Source organism: Rhizobium sp. Root482 (genome assembly GCF_001426565.1).
GTDB lineage: Bacteria > Pseudomonadota > Alphaproteobacteria > Rhizobiales > Rhizobiaceae > Pararhizobium.
The window spans coordinates 272552-291782 of the sequence record NZ_LMFA01000022.1 but is presented as its reverse complement, the minus strand read 5'-3'; the positions used below and the strand labels follow the sequence as shown (position 1 = coordinate 291782).

Annotated in this window: 14 protein-coding genes; 4 read left to right on the top strand and 10 right to left on the bottom strand. The window is 61.6% G+C overall.

What is annotated here, in order from left to right; translation table 11 throughout:
- Positions 1 to 11: 11 nt before the first annotated feature.
- Together ASD31_RS17370 and ASD31_RS17365 are read right to left on the bottom strand one after the other, a co-directional pair.
- Positions 12 to 1406, bottom strand: coding sequence for an FAD/NAD(P)-binding protein (locus ASD31_RS17370; protein WP_056336531.1), 1395 nt, complete (start codon positions 1404 to 1406; stop codon positions 12 to 14).
- Between the two features lie 155 nt (positions 1407 to 1561).
- On the bottom strand, positions 1562 to 1951 hold the full coding sequence (locus tag ASD31_RS17365; RefSeq protein ID WP_056336528.1) for a hypothetical protein: 390 nt from the start codon (positions 1949 to 1951) through the stop codon (positions 1562 to 1564).
- Positions 1952 to 2387: 436 nt separating this feature from the next.
- Between ASD31_RS17365 and repA the strand changes: the two genes are divergently transcribed.
- The 4 genes from repA (at position 2388) to ASD31_RS17345 (ending at position 8877) form a co-directional block, all read left to right on the top strand.
- A complete protein-coding gene (repA, locus tag ASD31_RS17360) occupies positions 2388 to 3614 on the top strand; it encodes a plasmid partitioning protein RepA (protein ID WP_056337214.1) in 1227 nt (408 codons plus the stop codon).
- Between the two features lie 136 nt (positions 3615 to 3750).
- The gene (repB, locus tag ASD31_RS17355) at positions 3751 to 4755 is read left to right on the top strand and encodes a plasmid partitioning protein RepB (protein ID WP_056336526.1); all 1005 of its coding nucleotides are present in this window, start codon (positions 3751 to 3753) and stop codon (positions 4753 to 4755) included.
- A 228-nt stretch (positions 4756 to 4983) separates the two neighbouring features.
- The gene (gene repC / locus ASD31_RS17350) at positions 4984 to 6291 is read left to right on the top strand and encodes a plasmid replication protein RepC (protein WP_056336523.1); all 1308 of its coding nucleotides are present in this window, start codon (positions 4984 to 4986) and stop codon (positions 6289 to 6291) included.
- 75 nt (positions 6292 to 6366) lie between these two features.
- A complete protein-coding gene (locus ASD31_RS17345; RefSeq protein ID WP_082520605.1) occupies positions 6367 to 8877 on the top strand; it encodes a DNA translocase FtsK in 2511 nt (836 codons plus the stop codon).
- A gap of 66 nt (positions 8878 to 8943) precedes the next feature.
- Here the strand turns inward: ASD31_RS17345 and ASD31_RS17340 are convergent, their stop codons facing one another.
- From ASD31_RS17340 to ASD31_RS17305, 8 genes are all read right to left on the bottom strand, one after another.
- Positions 8944 to 10488 carry a sensor histidine kinase gene (locus tag ASD31_RS17340; protein ID WP_056336520.1) on the bottom strand — a complete coding sequence of 515 codons (1545 nt, stop codon included), beginning with the start codon at positions 10486 to 10488 and terminating at the stop codon, positions 8944 to 8946.
- Between the two features lie 137 nt (positions 10489 to 10625).
- Positions 10626 to 11669: a sn-glycerol-3-phosphate import ATP-binding protein UgpC gene (locus ASD31_RS17335; protein ID WP_056336517.1), complete on the bottom strand. Its 1044-nt coding sequence runs from the start codon at positions 11667 to 11669 to the stop codon at positions 10626 to 10628.
- Entirely contained in the window at positions 11669 to 12517 is an 849-nt protein-coding gene (gene ugpE, locus ASD31_RS17330) for a sn-glycerol-3-phosphate ABC transporter permease UgpE (protein WP_056336514.1), read from the bottom strand. Before ugpE ends, ASD31_RS17335 begins: the two co-directional genes overlap by 1 nt.
- Positions 12518 to 12526: 9 nt before the next feature.
- Positions 12527 to 13408 carry a sn-glycerol-3-phosphate ABC transporter permease UgpA gene (gene ugpA / locus ASD31_RS17325; protein ID WP_056336511.1) on the bottom strand — a complete coding sequence of 294 codons (882 nt, stop codon included), beginning with the start codon at positions 13406 to 13408 and terminating at the stop codon, positions 12527 to 12529.
- A gap of 76 nt (positions 13409 to 13484) precedes the next feature.
- Entirely contained in the window at positions 13485 to 14792 is a 1308-nt protein-coding gene (gene ugpB / locus ASD31_RS17320; protein ID WP_056336508.1) for a sn-glycerol-3-phosphate ABC transporter substrate-binding protein UgpB, read from the bottom strand.
- Between the two features lie 188 nt (positions 14793 to 14980).
- On the bottom strand, positions 14981 to 15778 hold the full coding sequence (locus ASD31_RS17315; RefSeq protein ID WP_056336505.1) for an inositol monophosphatase family protein: 798 nt from the start codon (positions 15776 to 15778) through the stop codon (positions 14981 to 14983).
- Positions 15779 to 15807: 29 nt separating this feature from the next.
- Positions 15808 to 16869: an ABC transporter ATP-binding protein gene (locus ASD31_RS17310; protein WP_056336502.1), complete on the bottom strand. Its 1062-nt coding sequence runs from the start codon at positions 16867 to 16869 to the stop codon at positions 15808 to 15810.
- On the bottom strand, positions 16866 to 19097 hold the full coding sequence (locus tag ASD31_RS17305; RefSeq protein WP_056336499.1) for an ABC transporter permease: 2232 nt from the start codon (positions 19095 to 19097) through the stop codon (positions 16866 to 16868). The genes ASD31_RS17310 and ASD31_RS17305 overlap by 4 nt, the downstream gene beginning before the upstream one ends.
- Positions 19098 to 19231: the final 134 nt, after the last annotated feature.

The window sequence follows — 19231 nt, the reverse complement described above, 5'->3', positions numbered from 1 at the left end:
GATGGTCCGGTTCAGCTTGCCTGCCGTTGTGGCCGCGCCCGCGCCTCGATGAGGGCTGCGGCATCATAGGCCTGGGCGACGATTTCGGGAACGAGATCGATATCAGGCAGCGAGCCGAGCCCGAGCGGACCGATGGCGAAGAGCCCGGCCGTCCGCCCCGCCGGCGTCACAAGTTCGCCTGCCGAATTGACCGCCAGTCCCAGGTCGAGTTCGTCGGTGGCGACGAGGCCCGTATGAAGAAGGTCGGCGACGACGGGGTTTTTCAGGTCGGGCGAAAGGCAACGGCAATCAAACACTTTGTCAGCTGCCAGATGCGTGAGTTCCGTCGTTCCGGTCCAGCGGACAAGAAGGCCCGTCGGCGTTCTCTTGACGGCGGTGCCGCGCTTCAACACCGTGGCGCCACTTGCCAGTTCGCGCTCCAGTCGCGCATGGACATCGGCCGGCAACCGATTGCGATGGCTGTCATAGAGCGAGCGCAGATGCCGGTTGAACCGGCGTTTTTCGGCGGCCGGAAGCGAGGACCACAGCGTGCGCGCCCGTTTGCGCAAGCCGTTGATCGCCGCCTGCCAGCTCCAGCCATTCTCCTCGGCCTGCTCGCAGGCCTTGCGCACGAAGCGCACGATCTCGCGCAGTTGCGATGGCATGGGTTGCGTCGGAAAAACGGCATCCGCCGGCATGCGCGTATGCGGCTGCGGCAGGAAACCGCGCCGCGACAGGAGGGTAATCGGTCCTGAAAAGCCGCCATCCCGCAATTGCAGGACCTGGTCGACAGCCCGTAGGCCACTGCCCATGACCACGATATGGCCGGGTGTTCTCGTCTCTTCGTCCAAACTTGCCGCAGGCCGGATTTCCGTCGTTTCCAGCGGCGGCTTCAACCCATAGCCGGTCGCGAGAATGACGATGTCGGCGGTCACTTCGCCGCCGCCGGCCATTCTAAGGGTAAAGCCTGCATCATCCGCGCGGCGGACGGTGAGGATTGCATCGCTCGACATCTGCACGCTGGTATCGGTACGATGCGCCAAGGCTTCGGAAAATCGCTGATAGATATAATCGCTGAAGGTGGATTTCGGCACGAAAATCTGCCCGAAGCCCGGGATTGCAGCGCTAACGGCGGCGCGGAAGGAGGCATTGGCCTGCAGCCAGCGGGAGAAATCCTTCGGTTCCCCCAGGGAAACGGAGAGATCGCGGGCGCGGCTGTTGAGGATTTCGGTGGAGCGGAGCGTGGCCAGCGCTTGCCCACCATTGACGATCGGTTGCGGGTCGAACAGGCGCAACCGAAAGGGCCGACGCACCGATTTCAAAAGGGCGATAGCCATCATGAGGCCGGAAAAGCCGCGTCCGACGACGGCGATCTGCAGGAGCGGGTCCGCCCTCGACCGCGGTGATGAAAAACCGTGAACCGTCATATCTTTCCTCCCCGCGTCACGCGGCCGGATCGTTGAACCACTGTCACGCAAATGCCAGTTCTCAATATGCGGTATAGTCTATGTAATTTGTGATCTTAATCCGGAAGAACGAAAGCATCAAGCGCGATCTTGTTATGCGTTCGTTGAGTGAGTTCTCAGCGCTCCGTGTGCCCGGGGCGCAGCCTCTCGAGACGATGCATGAAAACGCCGATGTCATCTGCCCGGCGAGCCTGCCGCTTGCGCACCAACAGGCACATGATACGGGCGGCGGTCGAGAAGCTCATTTCGTCCAGCGGATTGTCGCTGGACCAGGGTTTGTTCAGGCGCTCGGTGATGGCGCTGACCATATTGTGCGGCAGGATGTCGGTGCAGCCGCGCATATGCTCGAAAACCGCGTTGATCGAAACCGGGTTGCCTTGATGATAGGCTCTGGGGACGTCCGTCCCGTCGATCCAGTCGTCGTAGGCTTCCAGTGCCTCGCGAAACAGCTGATGCAGCGTGATTGGCGCATGTCCCTCGTAGAGTTCAGGAAGGGGGTTGCTCATCTGTAGATCCTCGCATCGTTGGAAGACGGTGGTTGGTGCCGGCAGAATCGACCAGACGCCTCAACTGGCGGAAGCCCTATTTGTTCCGGCGACGGCGCTTGTCATAATCTCGAGGCAGGGCAGCCTTGTTCATTTAATATCCGATTCGCAGCCAAAACACTGCCAAAGATGCTTTTCGGTCGCGGTGCCCGGCGGCCAGCCGTGTGGTATGCATGAATCCTTTCAAGGCGGGTATCGCCTCGCCTGAAGATTTGCATGATGGGAAGGATTTGGATTCACAATGGAAATGGCAAGGCTGCAGTTGCAGACTCATTTTCTCAAGGGTCGCGAGCAAGTGCCTGTTTAACAATAACGTCTTGCGCGAATCGTAGCGTTGGGCAATCGTCACGGATATATTGCCGTTCTGGCTATTTTACCGTGACGAAAGTTTTTGAACGTGAACAACGCTGTTCGGGCGCACAAGTTTGACCGCAAGACGGTCGACGAGACGATTGGAGATCACGCTGCGATCATCAGCGCGCAGCTCCACGCCATCAGCGAAGCCGTCTTCCCGCCAGCCGCCAACAAGACGCTTCGCCGCTTCACATCCGGTGAAGCGGCGCGTCTGATCGGCGTTTCGGATTCGACCTTGCGGAAAATGACCCTTGCCGGCGAGGGGCCGCAGCCGGATGTGGGCACGAACGGCCGACGTCTCTACACGCTCGGCCAGATCAACGAATTGCGCGAAAAGCTGGCCCAGACGGCACGAGGCCGCGAGATTCATGATTTCGTTCCGCGCCGTGGCGCGGAGGATCATCTCCAGGTCATTGCCGTCACCAATTTCAAGGGTGGCTCGGGCAAGACGACCACGTCCGTCCATCTCGCCCAGTATCTCGCATTGCAGGGCTATCGTGTTCTCGCCGTCGATCTCGATCCGCAGGCGAGCCTCTCGGCGCTGCTCGGCGTGCTGCCGGAAACCGACGTCAAATCGAACGAGACCCTCTACGCCGCCATCCGCTACGACGAGGAGAGGCGCCCGCTGAGTGAGGTCATCCGTAAAAGCTATTTCGAGGGCCTGGATCTCGTTCCCGGCAATCTCGAACTGATGGAATTCGAGCACACGACGCCGCGCGCCCTGACGAGCGGTGCGCGGGACGCGGATGGGATATTTTTCACCCGGGTGGCGCGCGCGCTCGACGAGGTCGCCGACGATTATGACGTCGTCGTCATCGACTGCCCGCCGCAGCTCGGCTATCTCACCCTAAGCGGCCTTTGCGCGGCGACGTCGATGGTCGTGACCGTGCATCCGCAGATGCTCGATGTGGCGTCGATGAGCCAGTTCCTGCTGATGACCCACGATCTTCTGGCTGTGGTGCGCGAGGCCGGTGGCGAGCTGAAATATGATTTCGTGCGCTATCTGCTGACGCGCTACGAGCCGCAGGATGCGCCGCAGACCAAGGTCGCCGCTCTTCTGCGCAACCTTTTCGACGATCACGTCCTGACCAATCCGATGGTCAAGTCGGCTGCCGTTTCGGATGCGGGCCTGACCAAGCAGACGCTCTATGAAATCGGTCGCGAAAACCTGACGCGCTCTACCTATGACAGGGCGATGGAAGCGCTCGATGCGGTCAATGGCGAGATCGAATCCCTCGTTCGGCAGGCATGGGGGCGGGCTCCGCGATGATCGTCCACGCCATCCCGCAGCGTTGGGAGCTCCCAACATTCCGTTCCGGCCCGCGGGCCCCGGCAGAAAGCCGGCGCGATGTCGCTCCTGCTGACGGCCGGATTGCGACCTGCTCTTCCGGGCGAGGTGACCAGCCATGAGCCGGAAGGAAACCGTCAACACGCTGTTCATGCGCAAGCCGGAAGGCTCGGCGCCGGCTGCTGGTATCGAGAAAAGCAGCGAGCGCGTACGCACCGGTGCCATTTCCGCGATGGGCGCATCCCTTCAGGAAATGACCGAAGGCGCGCGCAGCGCGGCAAGGCTGCAGGAGCAACTGGCAAGCGGCTCGACCGTCGTCGATCTCGATCCGTCGCTGATCGACCAGTCCTCGGTCAGCGACCGGATTTCCATCGCGGTCGATCCGGGCTTTGATGCGCTGGTTGCAAGCATGCGCGACAACGGCCAGCAGGTGCCGATCCTGGTGCGCCCGCAGGCAGTTCTGCCCGGCCGGTTCCAGGTCGCCTATGGCCGCAGACGACTGCGGGCGGCTGTGCTGCTTGGAAGAACGGTGCGGGCCATTGTCCAGTCGCTGACGGACAATGAGCTGGTGATCGCGCAGGGCAAGGAAAATCTCGATCGGCAGGATCTTTCCTATATCGAGAAAGCGCAATTCGCCCGCCGTCTCGAAGACAATGGATATGACCGCGCGACGATCATGGCGGCCTTGTCGACCGACAAGGGCGACCTCAGCCGCTACATCTCGATCGCGCGCAGCATTCCCGAATATCTGGTTCAGGCGATCGGCCCGGCACCCAAGGCAGGACGCGCCCGCTGGGCGGCTCTGGCAGATCGGCTCGGGCAAAGGCATGCCGGGCTGGAAGGCCTGATCGAGGCGCCCGATTTCCTGGCGATCGACAGCGACGGCCGCTTTGCCCGCCTGTTCGATGCAATTGGCGGAAGACCGGGAAAGCGTGGGCCGAAGGCGCAGGAATGGAAAGGTCCGAAGGGGAAAAAGGCTGCCCGTATCGAACGCGACGAGCGGCAGACGCGGATCGTCTTCGATGAGCGCCAGGTACCCGATTTCGGCAATTTCCTCGCAGATCGGCTCGACGAGCTCTACGCGCAATTCACGGCCGGGCGAAAGCCGGACCGCCGAAATTAGTTTCAACCGGGCGCCATGGTCGGCGCCTTGATGTCAACCGCTATCGAAGGATAGGCAAAGACGAAAACTGGCAAAGAAAAAGGCCCCCGAAATGCATTCCGGAAGCCCTTCTCAACTGTTTGGCGACTGAGAGAATCACACTTCCTGGAATCGTAGTCAAGTCTCTTCATTGAGATCGGCGTCATTTTGACGAGCCGGACAGCTTTGCCTGCACGAAAGGCGAAGAAGATGGAAAGTGGAAGTGTGACGACGCCCTTTGGGCGGCGGCCGATGACGCTTGGCATGTTGGCAAGTCAATTTGCGGCCGAGACGATCGACGATACCAAGTCCGCCGACAAGTGGAAGCTTTACCGGGCGCTCTGCGAGGCGAGGCCGCTGCTCGGTGTCACCGATCGGGCACTTGCGGTGATGAACGCGCTTTTGAGCTTCTACCCCAAGGACGAGCTGTCACAGGCGCATGGCCTCGTCGTCTTTCCGTCGAACGCCCAACTGTCTCTCCGGGCGCATGGCATGACGGAACAGACGATCCGGCGTCATCTGGCCGTTCTGGTGGAGGCCGGGCTGATCAGCCGCAAGGATAGTCCCAATGGTAAGCGCTATGTCCGCCGCAACAGCGCCGGCGCGATCGACGATGCCTTCGGCTTTTCCCTGGCGCCGCTTCTGGCGCGTGCCGAGGAGATCGCGCAGTTGGCGGCCGAGGTGGTGGCCGAGCGGCTTGCGCTGCGGCGGCTGCGCGAACGATTGACGCTCTGCCGACGCGACATTGCCAAGCTGATCGAGATGGCAATGGAAGAAGGGGCGACAGGCGATTGGGAAGCGATCACGCTTCAGTTCCGATCCCTGGCAGGGGCCTTGCCGCGCATCCCGACGGCCGATGATGTGACGCCGGTGCTCGAAGAAATGGAAATGCTGCGCGACGAGATCGTCAACTTGCTGGAAGCGCGTGTAAAAACAGAAAAAATGAATGGCAATCCCTCTCAGAATGACTGCCACATACAGAATTCAAACTCCGACTCTACCTATGAACTTGAACCTTGCTTCGAAAAGAAGCAGGAGGCGACTTTCGAGACGGATCACGAAGGTTCGGTTGTACCGATCCATCTCGAAAGGTCTGATGAGGATGCAACTGCACGGCAGGAACCTAAACCCGTAAGGGATCAAACCGATCGTTTGCGGGTGGCGCCCGAAATCAAGGCCTTTCCGCTGGCTCTCGTTCTCCAGGCCTGCCCGGAAATCATCGCCTACGGTTCCGGAGGTACGATTTCGAACTGGCGCGAGCTTATGTCGGCGGCGGTCGTCGTCCGCTCGATGCTCGGTGTCAGTCCCGATGCCTATCAACAGGCCTGCGAAATTCTCGGACCGGAAAATGCCGCCACCGTCATCGCCTGCATTCTGGAGCGGGCAGGGCATATCAACTCGGCCGGCGGCTATCTGCGCGACCTTACGCGGCGGGCGGAGAAGGGCGAATTTTCGCTGGGGCCGATGCTCATGGCGCTTGCCAGGACGAACGGAAATTCCGCCAGAAGGGTCGGCTAGAAAGGGCTGATTAACCTTTATTTTCTATTGAAATGGATGGTGCGAATGCCCGTGAATTCTGAGTGAGCAGGTCCCATGCGTCTTTCCCGAACCAATTTCCCGAATGGCCTTGATATGACGGAAGAAGAACCCGCCTATGGAGATCAACCGCTGGAAAAGGCGGATATCCAGCGGTCCGTCTATGGCGCGCATCCCGTTTCTGTAAACGAGGAAAGCATGAGCGGCGTTTCTACCGATGCCATTGCGGCCAGCGAAATCGAAGGCCGCAAGGATGCGCCGGTTTGGCAGAGCGCCTTTGTACTCGGACCGAATGTCCGCTTCACCCGCACGCCGGAAAGCGTCATTTCCAAAAAGTCGATGCCTGCCGCGAGGCAGGAGAAAGGACAGCCGGTCGCACCGCTGAAGGTCGATCCTGTCGGCATCGATGTCACCGGCATCACGGATATGACGACGCCGGCGTCTGCCGTTCCGCCCGGCATCCAGAATGCCCCTGTCGGCGGGATCCGGTTACTGTCGCTTCGCCTGCAGCGGGAAATGGAAATGCGTGCAGCCGAGCCTTCGGCTGTTGCAAGCAACGAGACGGCCGATATCGACCTTGCCTGTTTTCCGGCCGATGGAGAGATAGTATCCGCCGCTGTGACGGAGCCCGGCTTCCGGCGGGCGGCGCCTTTCCTGCATGTCTCCGACGAGGTGTTCTGGGATACGCTGCACATGGAGGCCGACCTGGACGTGCTTGCGCCGACGCTGCGCTGGCAGCCGCCGGAATATCAGGTCGCTTCGAACTCCGTGACATCGCTTTACCGCGAGGTGGGCGTAAGGCCGGTGGGTAAGACGTCTGTCGCGCCACCGGTTTCCATATCGGTTCCCGCAGCACAGCCGCAGAAGCCACCGCGAGCTGCCGTTGCGGAGGAAGTTCCGGCTCCTTCAAGGCCGCTCGAACGACGGGAGAAGCCCGCGCCCGCAGGTGTTTCCGCAAGGCCGGTGACGGCAAGGTTGATCGAAACCATCGGAGCGATCGAGGCCGGCGACGATTATGTCCACCCGCCGGTGGACCTGTTGCAGGAACCCTCGATCCAGCAAACCGCGATCCTGTCGCAGGAAGCGCTGGAACAGAGCGCCGGCCTGCTGGAAAGCGTGCTGGAGGATTTCGGTATTCGCGGCGAGATCATTGATGTCCGCCCGGGACCGGTGGTGACGCTCTATGAATTCGAGCCGGCGCCGGGCGTCAAGTCCTCGCGTGTCATCGGTCTTTCCGACGATATCGCCCGCTCCATGTCGGCATTGTCGGCGCGTGTCGCCGTCGTCCCCGGCCGCAATGTCATCGGTATCGAACTGCCCAATCCGGTGCGCGAAACCGTCTATTTCCGCGAACTGATCGAATCCGAAAACTATGTCGAGACCCGGTTGAAGCTGGCGCTCTGCCTCGGCAAGACCATCGGCGGTGAGCCGGTCGTGGCTGAACTTGCCAAGATGCCGCATCTTCTGGTGGCCGGCACGACGGGCTCCGGAAAATCGGTCGCGATCAACACGATGATCCTGTCGCTGCTCTACCGGCTGAAGCCGGAGGAATGCCGGCTGATCATGGTCGATCCTAAGATGCTCGAGCTTTCGGTCTATGACGGCATCCCGCATCTGCTGACGCCGGTCGTTACCGACCCGAAGAAAGCGGTGATGGCGCTGAAATGGGCGGTGCGCGAGATGGAGGACCGCTATCGCAAGATGTCGCGGCTCGGCGTGCGCAATATCGACGGCTACAATGCGCGTGCGGCAACCGCGCGCGCCAAGGGTGAAACCGTCCTGTGCAGCGTCCAGACCGGATTCGACCGCTCGACCGGCGAGGCGATCTTCGAGCAGGAGGAAATGGACCTCGCGCCCATGCCCTATATCGTCATCATCGTCGACGAGATGGCCGACCTGATGATGGTCGCCGGCAAGGAGATCGAAGGCGCCATCCAGCGGCTGGCCCAGATGGCCCGTGCTGCCGGCATCCATCTGATCATGGCGACGCAGCGTCCTTCGGTCGATGTCATCACCGGCACGATCAAGGCCAATTTTCCGACCCGCATCTCCTTCCAGGTGACCTCGAAGATCGACAGCCGCACCATTCTCGGCGAACAGGGGGCGGAACATCTCCTGGGGCAGGGAGATATGCTGCATATGGTCGGAGGCGGCAGGATCGCCCGCGTTCACGGGCCCTTCGTCTCCGACGAGGAGGTCGAGAAGGTGGTTGCCCATCTGAAGACGCAAGGCCGGCCGGAATATCTGGGAACCGTCACCGAAGACGCCGACGAAGTGGACGAGCCCGCGGAAGAGGATAGCGCGGTGTTCGACAAGGGCGCGATGGCCGAGGAAGACGGAAACGACCTCTACGACAAGGCCGTGAAAGTCGTTCTTCGCGACAAGAAATGCTCGACGTCCTATATCCAGCGCCGCCTGTCGATCGGCTATAACCGGGCCGCCTCGCTGGTGGAGCGCATGGAGCGCGAAGGGCTGGTCGGCCCGGCAAATCATGTCGGCAAGCGCTCGATCCTGTCGGCGGTCGGCCGGGAGACGGTGGATATTCCGATGGGCGACGCCGAGGATTAGCCGGTCGCTGGCTGGTGGCGCTCGAAAAATGCAAAGGGATAACGCAGGCAGCCGGGAGATTATGTCTCAGGCTGCCTGGTTCACCACCTCCAGTTCGGCGACAAAGTTCGTGCCATCACCCTCGGCATAGTCGAATGTTCCGTTCAGCTGAGAAATCACGCCCCGGATCAGCCGGGTGCCCATGCCCGTATGAACGGTCGACGGATCCATGCCGATGCCGTCATCGGAGATCTCGAGGCGAGCGAGCCGCTCCGAAATCACGTGGAATTTTACTGAAATATGGCCCTTGCGGTCGTCCGGAAAGGCATATTTCAGGCTGTTGGTAACAACCTCGTTGGCCAGCATGGCGAGCGGCGTCGCATTGTCGCTGCTGACCTTCACATCCTCGATATCGTAGGAAATGGTGACGTCGCTGGCATAGGCCTTGACGAGCGTGTCGAGAATGACCGGCAGGAGATCGCGGGCCGAAACCTCCATGAACTGGTCGCGGCTATAGATCTGCTCGTGCACGGCGACCATCGCGGCGATCCTGTCCGACAGCGATGCCTGCATGTCGGCGGGCAGCTGCTGCATGCGGATCACCGCCTGCACCGATTGCAGGTTGTTCTTGACGCGGTGATGGATCTCGCGGAGCAGAAGCTGGTTCTGCTCGAGCGCGAGGGATAGCCGGGTAGAACGGACCGCGTCTCGCTTGAGGAGGTGTCTGATCCACCCGCCGGCGGCAAGCGAGCCGATCGCGGCAAGGATGAGAACGCCCGCGGCGATATAGACATCGCTCCAGAACGGCCGCAAGGCAACAGTGTAGTCGGCCGATCCGATGGCGATGAAATCCGTTCCTTCCACCGCCTGATAGGCAACCACGCGTGACGCGCCGTCCACCGGCGATGTCGCCAGATAGGTGCCGGAGGCTGATTTCGGCAAATAGTCGGTGAAGAGCACATATTTGCTCATGTCGAGAGGCCCGTCCGCGAACGGAAAGCGCGCCACCAGCATGCCGTCCTTGCGGATGATGCTGACGGTCGAGTTCGGCCCGAGATCGACAGCCTCCCAGACATTCGCGAGCAGCCCGGCTTCGAAGGAAACCATGGCGGCGCCGGCAAAGACACCGTCGCGCTCGAGGCGGCGGCTGAAGACGAAGATTTGCTTTCCGTTCAGCCGGCTGACAAGGAGGGCGGAAACATATTGTCTTTCCCCCTTGGCAAGCGCCGAGAAATAGTCCCGATCGGTGATATCGAGCGGCTTGATGGCAGGATCGGTGGAGTAGAGCGTGCGGCCGGTCCTGCCGACGACATAGGCCTGCACCTGTCCTGGCAGGTTCTCGACCGCTTCATTGATGTCGCGGACCTGTTCATGGGCGTTGACGTCGATCGTCGCGCCCAGGGATTCGTCGATCCGTTGCAGCGCCTGCCAGGCCAGCGCGTTGATCCAGGATGTGTTGGTGGCGACGATCTTGGAGGCCGCGATCGCTCTTTCCTCGCCGCGACGTTCCGCCGTCTCGTGGCCCTGGTAGAGCCAGAAGGCGATCAGGACGATCAGCGCGGCAAACATCGCGGTAATGATCGCGGTCGCAGCCGTCGAAACGGAAAACGATCGACCCTCGTAGTCCCCCATTACTACTCCCCGAATTGCCGGCGTCGAGATGATCGACGCATTGCCGCCCGTGGCCGCGACTTTAGAACTCTCCGGCAATCAAGCGCAATCCCCGAAATAAACTGGTGTGTGAGCCAGGAAGGTGCAGTTTCGGCGCGCTAGAGGCGCCGACCGTTTTCACCGAAGAAATGCAGGCGGTCCCGATCGGCATGCACGGTCACCACCGCGTCGATGGCGATCGAGGAACGGCCGGAAACGCGGAAAACTATGGTTTCTCCATTCGAAAGCACGCCATGGACATAACTTTCCGCGCCCACGAGTTCCACTGCCGCGACCGTGACGTCGGCTTTGAAGACGTCGCCGGGGCCACCGTCTTCGGCCAGGTGCAGGTCTTCGGGGCGGATGCCCAGCATGGTGGCGCCCGGCGGCGGCACCATGTCCGGCGAGAGCGTCCAGGGCCGCTGCGCTCCGTCCGGCAGGAGGTTCATCGACGGCGAGCCGATGAAGGTGGCGACGAAGCTGGTCGCCGGCTTTTCATAGAGCTCGATCGGCGTGCCAACCTGCTCGATCCGGCCGGCATTGAGGACCACGAGGCGGTCGGCAAGCGTCATTGCCTCCATCTGGTCATGGGTGACATAGACGCTGGTTGTGGCAAGGGCGCGCTGGAGACGCCGGATCTCGACGCGCATCTGCACGCGCAGCTTGGCATCGAGATTGGATAGGGGTTCATCGAACAGGAAGGCCGCCGGCTCGCGCACGATGGCGCGGCCCATGGCCACACGCTGGCGCTGGCCGCCGGAGAGCTGGCGCGGCTTTCGCTCGAGGAAGGCCTCAATTTCCAGCGCCTTGGCAGCTTCCGTTATGCGCCGGACAATCTCGTCCTTTGGCGTATTGCGGTTCTTCAGGCCATAGGCAAGGTTCTGGCGCACCGTCATATGCGGGTAAAGCGCGTAGTTCTGGAAGACCATGGCGATATCGCGCTCGGATGGTTCAAGATTGTTGACGACGCGCTCGCCGATCGAGATTTCACCGCCGGTGATGCTTTCGAGGCCGGCGATCATGCGCAGCAGCGTCGATTTTCCGCAGCCGGACGGTCCGACCAGCACAACCAGTTCGCCATCGGCGATATCAAGCGACACGCCCTGGATCGCATCGACCGTGCCATAGCGTTTGCGAACGTCGTTGAGGATAATCTTGGCCATTATTTCTCCGTCTCCACGAGACCTTTGACGAACCATCGCTGCATCAGCACGACGACGAGGATGGGCGGGATGATGGCGAGGATCGCCGTCACCATGACATAGTTCCAGGGGGTGGATGCATCGGTGAAGTCCACCATGCGTCGGAGCCCGATGATGATCGTGTTCATTTTGGCATCGTTGGTGATGAGCAGCGGCCAGAGATATTGCGTCCAGCCGTAGATGAACAGGATGACGAAAAGGGCGGCGATATTGGTGCTCGACAGCGGCAGCAGGATATCGCGCATGAAGCGGAACGGCCCGGCATTGTCGATCCGCGCCGCCTCCACCAGTTCGCCGGGAATGGTGAGGAAAAACTGTCGAAACAGGAAGGTGGCGGTGGCCGAGGCCATCAACGGCAGGGTCAGGCCGGCATAGGTATCGATCAGGCCGAGATCGACGATGACCTTGTAGGTCGGCAAGATACGCACCTCCACGGGTAGCATCAGCGTCACGAAGATCATCCAGAAAAAGGCCATACGGAAGGGAAAGCGGAAGAAGACGATGGCGAAGGCCGACAGGAAGGAAATGAAGATCTTGCCGATGGCAATGGCAAGCGCGACGACGAAGGAATTGAACAGAAGCCGCTCCAGGCTGACGCCGATCACTCGCTCGACGCCGCCGGTCATGGCCTCGCGGTAGTTTTCGACCAGATGGCCGCCCGGCAGGAGCGACATCGGCGGCCGGATGATCTCGACCGAGGTCATCGACGAGGCGATGAAGGTATAATAGATCGGAAAGGCCACGATGATGATTCCGAGGATCATGATCAGGTGGCCGATGAGGCTGGCGATGGGTCGTTTCTCGATCATTCCTGTCCCTCAGCCATAATGCACCCGCTTTTCGACGAAACGGAACTGGAACGCGGTCAGGGCGATGACGATGACCATCAGGATGACCGATTGCGCCGCCGAGGAGCCGAGGTTCAGATTGACGAAGCCGTCGTTGTAAACCTTGTAGACGAGAATTTCGGTCGCCTTTGCCGGGCCGCCGCCGGTGACGGAATGGATGACGCCGAACGTGTCGAAAAAGGCATAGACTGTATTGACGACCAGAAGAAAGAAGGTCGTCGGCGCGAGCAGCGGGAAGACGATGGTCCAGAAGCGCCGCGCGCCGCGTGCGCCGTCGATCGAGGCGGCCTCGATCAGCGATTTGGGGATCGCCTGCAGTCCGGCCACGAAGAACAGAAAATTATAGCTGATCTGTTTCCAGGCGGATGCCACGACGACCATCGCCATCGCCTGGTCGCCGTTCAGGAGCGGGTCCCAGGCAAAGCCGTTGCGGCGCAGCAGATAGGCCAGCGTTCCCATCGCCGGATTGAACATGAACAGCCAGAGCATGCCGGCGACGGCCGGTGCCACCGCATAGGGCCAGATCAACAGCGTCCGGTAGAAGGTCTGGCCGCGAATCACCTTGTCGGCCGCTGTCGCCAGAAGCAGCGCCACGGCCATGGACAGAAGTACGGTCAGGAGCGTGAAGATGACGGTAATCTGCACCGAATGGATATAATTGGGGTCGGTCAGCACGGAACTGAAATTGGCAAGCCCGACAAATTCGCTTTTCAGCCCGAACGGGTCCTCGCGCATCACGGACTGGTACAGCGCCTGGCTGGCCGGCCAGAAGAAGAAGACGATCGTCAGGATGATCTGGGGCGCAACGAGAAGATAGGGCAGGACCTTGTTGGGAAAGGCGACATTGTGCACGAAATGCTCCTCATGCGGCAGTCAAGAATGCCGTCCGCAACCTTGAAGGATGCGAACGGCCGATGAAAACCCGACTTTAGTTGCCGATGGCTTCGGCGATTGCAGCATTACCGCGTTCGACGGCCTTGTCGAGGGCGGTCTTGGCATCCTGCTGGCCGGCCAGCATCGCTTCGAACTCTTCGTTCATGATGTCGCGGACCTGCGGCAGGTTGACCAGGCGCACGCCCTTGGAGTTTTCGGTCGGCGCCTTGCCCATCATCTGGAGGATCGGCGTTTCACGGCCCGGATTCTTGTCGTAGAAACCGGATTTCTTGGTTTCTTCGTAAGCCGCATTGGTGACCGGCATATAGCCCGAGACCTGGTGCAGGCGGGCCTGGATCTTGGTCTGCGACAGGAAGTCGAAAAACTGGGCGATACCCTTGTATTCCTCGTCGGACTTGCCGCCGAAGACCCAGAGGCTGGCGCCGCCCGGAATGGTGTTCTGTGGGCCGTGTCCTTCATAATAGGGAAGCTGGCCGATGCCGTAATTGATGCCCGACTTGACGATATCGCCGAGGCCGCCGGAGGATTCCGTCAGGATCGCACATTCGCCCGACATGAACAGCTGCTTGGCTTCCGACGTGCGGCCGCCATAGCGGAAGGTGCCGTCCTTGGCGAGATCGGCGATCGCCTGGAAATGCTCGACGAACAGCGGCGCGTTGAAGGCGAGCTTGACGTCGTTGCCGCCTAGGCCGTTTTCGTTGCTGCCATAGGAGACATTGTTCCAGGCGGCGAAATTCTCCGTCTGGATCCAGGTGAGCCAGGTAGACGTGAAACCGCAAGGGGCAGCGCCGCTCGACTTGATCTTCTTGGCCGCTTCGAACACTTCCGGCCAGGTCTTCGGCGGGTTTTCGGCGTCGAGGCCGGCCTTCTGGAAGGCGTCCTTGTTGAAATAGAGGATCGGCGAGGACGAATTATAGGGGAAGGACAGCATGGTGCCGTCGGGCTTGGAATAATAGGCGGCGATGCCGGCGAGATATTGCGACTTGTCGAAGGTGAAGCCACCCTTTTGCAGAACCTCGGCGGCCGGCATGATCGCGCCTTCGGCCGCCATCATCACGCCGCTGCCGGCGTCGAAGACCTGGATGATGGCCGGCGGCTGCTTCGAGCGGAAGGCGGCGATGCCGGCATTCAGCGTTTCCGGATAGGTACCCTTGAAGACCGGCACGATCTTGTAATCGCTCTGGCTTTCGTTGAATTCCTTCGCCAGGTTATCGACCACCTCGTTGTTGGCGCCGGTCATGGCATGCCACCATTGCAGTTCGGTGGCGGCGAAGGCGCCCGTGGGCAGGGCGATCGTCAGGCTGACGACGGCTACGGATGCTGTCAGGAAGTTCTTGAACATGCATTTCTCCTTGATGATGCTCAAACAGAATGATTCCGTTTGATTGCAACCCCGTGACAACCCTCCTCGATCGTCGCGGAAACCCTTCTTTTCATGCCGAAAATCGCCCGAATGGCTCCCCAGCCTGCGAATGAGATAGGAGCGGGCGGGAATTTGTCCATGCGCAAGCGCCAGCCGTTTTGCAATGCCTACAAGCCGGCAATTTTTCTGAGATCCTCCCGCGCTCCAGGGGCGGCCGCCAGAACCGGCGCTCCCTTGGTCAAATGGTCGCCTTCCACCGGAAAAGGATGGTGCCAGCCGCCGGCCTCCTTGATGAGGCAATAGCCGGCAAGGCAATCCCAGGCGTGCATATAGGGCTCATAATAGCCGACCAGCCGGCCGGCGGCGACATAGGCCAGCATCAGGGCCCCGGAACCGTTGCGGATGAAATTGCCGCCGGCTTCGAGCAGGTTTTCCACAATTCTGCCGACGAAGGCGGGGGTCACGTAATTATTGGCGCCGATGCCGGTGACCGCATTGCGGATCGTGCGCGTCGGATCAAGGCTCAGCACCTTGCCGTTCAGCGTGGCGCCCTTGCCCGAAGCACCGGCATAGATCTCGTTGTGACAGGGCGCGCAGATCACGCCGATCACCGGCTCGCCGCCGGAAAGGACGGCAATCGAGACACACCAGTTCGGCATGCCGTTGACAAAGAGGCTGGTGCCGTCGATCGGGTCGACGACCCAGGTAAAGCCCGAACTCCCCTCGGCAAGGCCGTATTCCTCGCCGAGGAAGCCGTCGTCGGGGTGGGCGGCGGCGACCCGGGCGCGGATCAGGTTCTCCACCTCCCGGTCGGCGATCGAGACGACGTCCTGCAGGTCGCGCTTGGTTTCTATCACCAGCGTTTCGCGCCTGTTGTAGTAGCCGAGCGCCACCGCTCCCGCTTCGTCGGCAATGGCTTTGGCCAGTGCGAAGCGCGCGTCGAGCCCGGAGATCTGCAATGTCATTTATGTCGTCCTCTGTACCTGATTGCGGGTCAGCCGTTGATAATGGCGATGCCGCGCCCCTTGAAACCGATGGCGACCTCGGTTGCCGGCGCCAATGCGCGCTCGACCGCCGGATCGACGACGAAAAGCTTTCCGGTCGTGGTCTCCACCTCGTATTCGACATGGTCGCCGAGATAGGCCGCATGGGTGATCTGGCCGGGAAAGGCAGCACCCGTTGCCGGCTCCAGCGTGATCGAATTCGGCCGAACGGCAAGCTTTGCCGGACCGGGTCTTGCATTGCGGCTCGGCACCCGATGTTCCAGGGCGCCGATACGGATGGTCGCGTCGGCGCCCTCGACGCGGATGACGTCGCAGGAAACGACATTGGCCTCGCCCATGAAATCGGCGATGAAGGCGGATGCCGGCGCCTCGTAGAGATCGCGAGGGGTGCCTTCCTGGGCAATCACCCCGTCCTTCATGATGACGATACGGTCGGAGACCGCCAGCGCCTCGTCCTGGTCATGGGTGACGTAGACGGCGGTGAAGCCGAGCCGTTGCTGCAGGTCGCGAATATCGGTGCGCACCTGGCGGCGCAGCCGGGCATCGAGATTGGACAAGGGCTCGTCGAGCAGAAGCACCTGCGGCTCAAGGACCAGCGCCCGGGCGACCGCGACGCGCTGCTGCTGGCCGCCCGACAATTCGGCGGGAAGCCGCTGGCCCATGCCGCCGAGACCGACGAGGTTCAGGCCCTCCTCGGCCCGTTCGCGGGCTTCCTTCTTCTTCAGGCCGGAGGATTCCAGTCCATAGGCGACATTGTCCAGCGAGTTCATGTGCGGAAACAGCGCATAGGATTGAAACACCATCGACACGTCGCGCTCGTTTGCCGGCAACATGGTCACGTCCTTGCCGCCGATCAGGATGCGGCCCGAGGTCGGATGCTCGAGGCCGGCCAGCATGCGCAGGGTCGTGGTCTTGCCGCAGCCGGAGGGGCCGAGCAGCGTCACCAACTGGCCGGGCTCGATGGTCAGCGACAGGTCATGAATGGCGGTGAAGGCACCGAACTGCTTGCGGATATGTTCAAAGACGACGGAGCCGGCACGGGAAGCGATCATGCGGTTTTCTCCTGAGCGAGGGGAAGGGAAGGGGCGGCGGAAATGCCCGAGACGCGGTTCTCGCGCCTCAGCCGGCGTTCGCCGACAAGCAGTTGGAAGCCGGTGATGACGACGATCATCACCACGATCAGCATGGAGGAATAGGCGATCGCCACGCCATATTCGCCGTTTTCGACCAGGCCAACGATATAGGAGGTCGCCATGTTGTATTCGGCGCTGACCAGGAAGATGACGGCGCTGATCGAGGTGATGGCGCGCACGAAGGAATAGACGAGAGCCGCCGTGATCGCCGGCCGCAGCAAGGGCAGGATAACCTTGCGGATCGTGCGGAAACTGGTGGCGCGCAGCGTCAGCGAGGCTTCGTCGAGGCTCTTGTCGAGCTGGCTCATCGCCGCTACGCCGCCACGCACGCCCACCGGCATGTTGCGGAAGACGAAGCAGGCGATCAGGATCAGCGCCGTGCCGGTCATTTCGAGCGGCGGCAGGTTGAAGGCCATGATGTAGCTGATGCCGATGACCGTGCCGGGGATGGCGAAACTCATCATCAGCGCGAATTCGAAGACGTTGCGGCCGGCGAATTTCTGCCGGACGATCAGATAGGCGGTGAGGAGGCCGACGGCGGCCGTCAGCGGTGCCGAGATCAGGGCGATTTCCATCGTCGTCCAGAACGAGTTCCAGGCAACGCCCGTCCAGGCCAGGGCGCCGTCGCGGAATTCGATGGAGAAGGCTCGCGCATAGTGTTCGAGGGTCAGCGAGTTATCGAGGCCCCAGGTCTTCACGAAGCCACCGAACAGGATCATCGCGTAGACGACGACCGTGAAGATCATCCACGGCACGACCACGGCGTGGACGGCGATGGAGAGCGGGCGCGGCAAGGCGATGTGGGCGCCGCTGTCGCCCTTGCCGGTAACGGTGGCGAAATTCTTGCCCGACAGCCAGTAACGCTGGGCAAGGAAGGCTGACAGGGTGAAGCAGAGCAGGATGATGGCAAGCACGGCAGCCCGCGACGGATCGTTCTGCGAGCCGACGACCGCGAAGAAGATTTCCGTCGACAGGACGCCATGGCTGCCGCCAAGCACCAGCGGATTGCCGAAATCGGCCATGCTTTCGATGAAGCCGATGAGAAAGGCATTGGCGATGCCGGGCTTCATCAAGGGCAGGGAGACGCGCCAGAAAGTGCGCCAGCGATCGGCGCGCAGGGTCTGGGAGGCCTCCTCCATCGAAGGACTGACGCCCTCGACGACGCCGATCAGGACAAGGAAGGAAATCGGCGTGAAGGAAAGGACCTGTGCGATCCAGATGCCGGTGAGACCATAGAGCCAGCGGCCCGGCTCGACGCCGAACAGGCTGGAAAGTGCCTCGGTAATGACGCCGGAGCGGCCGAACAGCAAGGTCAGCGCCAGGCCGATGACGAAAGGTGGCGTGATGATCGGCAGCACCGTCAGGAGCCGCAAGCCCTTCTTGAAGGGAAAGCGCGTGCGTGTCGCCACCAGCGCGAAGGCCAGCCCCATGACGGTCGAGCCGCCGGCGGTCATGATCGCCAGCCACAGCGTGCGCCAGGCGACGCCGCAGCGCTCACCGCCCACTACGCAGCCAAGGCTCCAGATCGACGGGTCCTGGATATTGCGCATGAAGCCGTCCGGCTTGAACGAGCCGTCGAAATCCTGGAAAGCGCCCACCAGCATGCTGCCGACCGGATAGAAGACGAAGATAGCGACCAGGAAGACCAGGATGGTGATGGCTGAAACGACGAAGGCATCGCCCTTCATCACGCCGCGTTCGGCAAGCCCGAAGGAAAAGATCAGCACGAAGGCGAGCGAGGCAAGGATGGCGCCGGCGCCCATTGCCGGCTGGCCGTCGGCAAGCGATCCGAACAGCGCCTCGCTTGCCGTCCAGGTCCAGCCGGTAAAGCCTATTGCCAGTCCCTGCAATGCCAGAAACAAGACGCCGAAGGCGCCGGCCCAGGCAAGCAGCGTTCCGCGCCGGGCAGGATCCGCAATGAAACGCGCGCCGACCGCCACGGCAAGGATCACCGCTGCGATCGTCAACCACCAGCGGCCGAACCCGAACATCTGCAGCACACCGGGCGCGACGGAGGCTTCCGTCGGAAAACCGGACAGCCAGCCCAGGCTCAGGAACCCGCCTTCGAACCGATACCACGGCACGAGCACGAAGGCGGCGATGGCGAGCCCAAGGACGATGTCCAGTCTGCGGTTGCGATGGTCCATGATGGTCCCGCGCCTCTTGATGGTGTCGAAGGAAATGACTGGCCGGGGCCACGATTCATCCGTAGGGATGAGGCGCGGTGAACGGGCCAGAACGTGCGCGAACAGCGGGGTGGAGCGGATACGAGCCGCCTCAC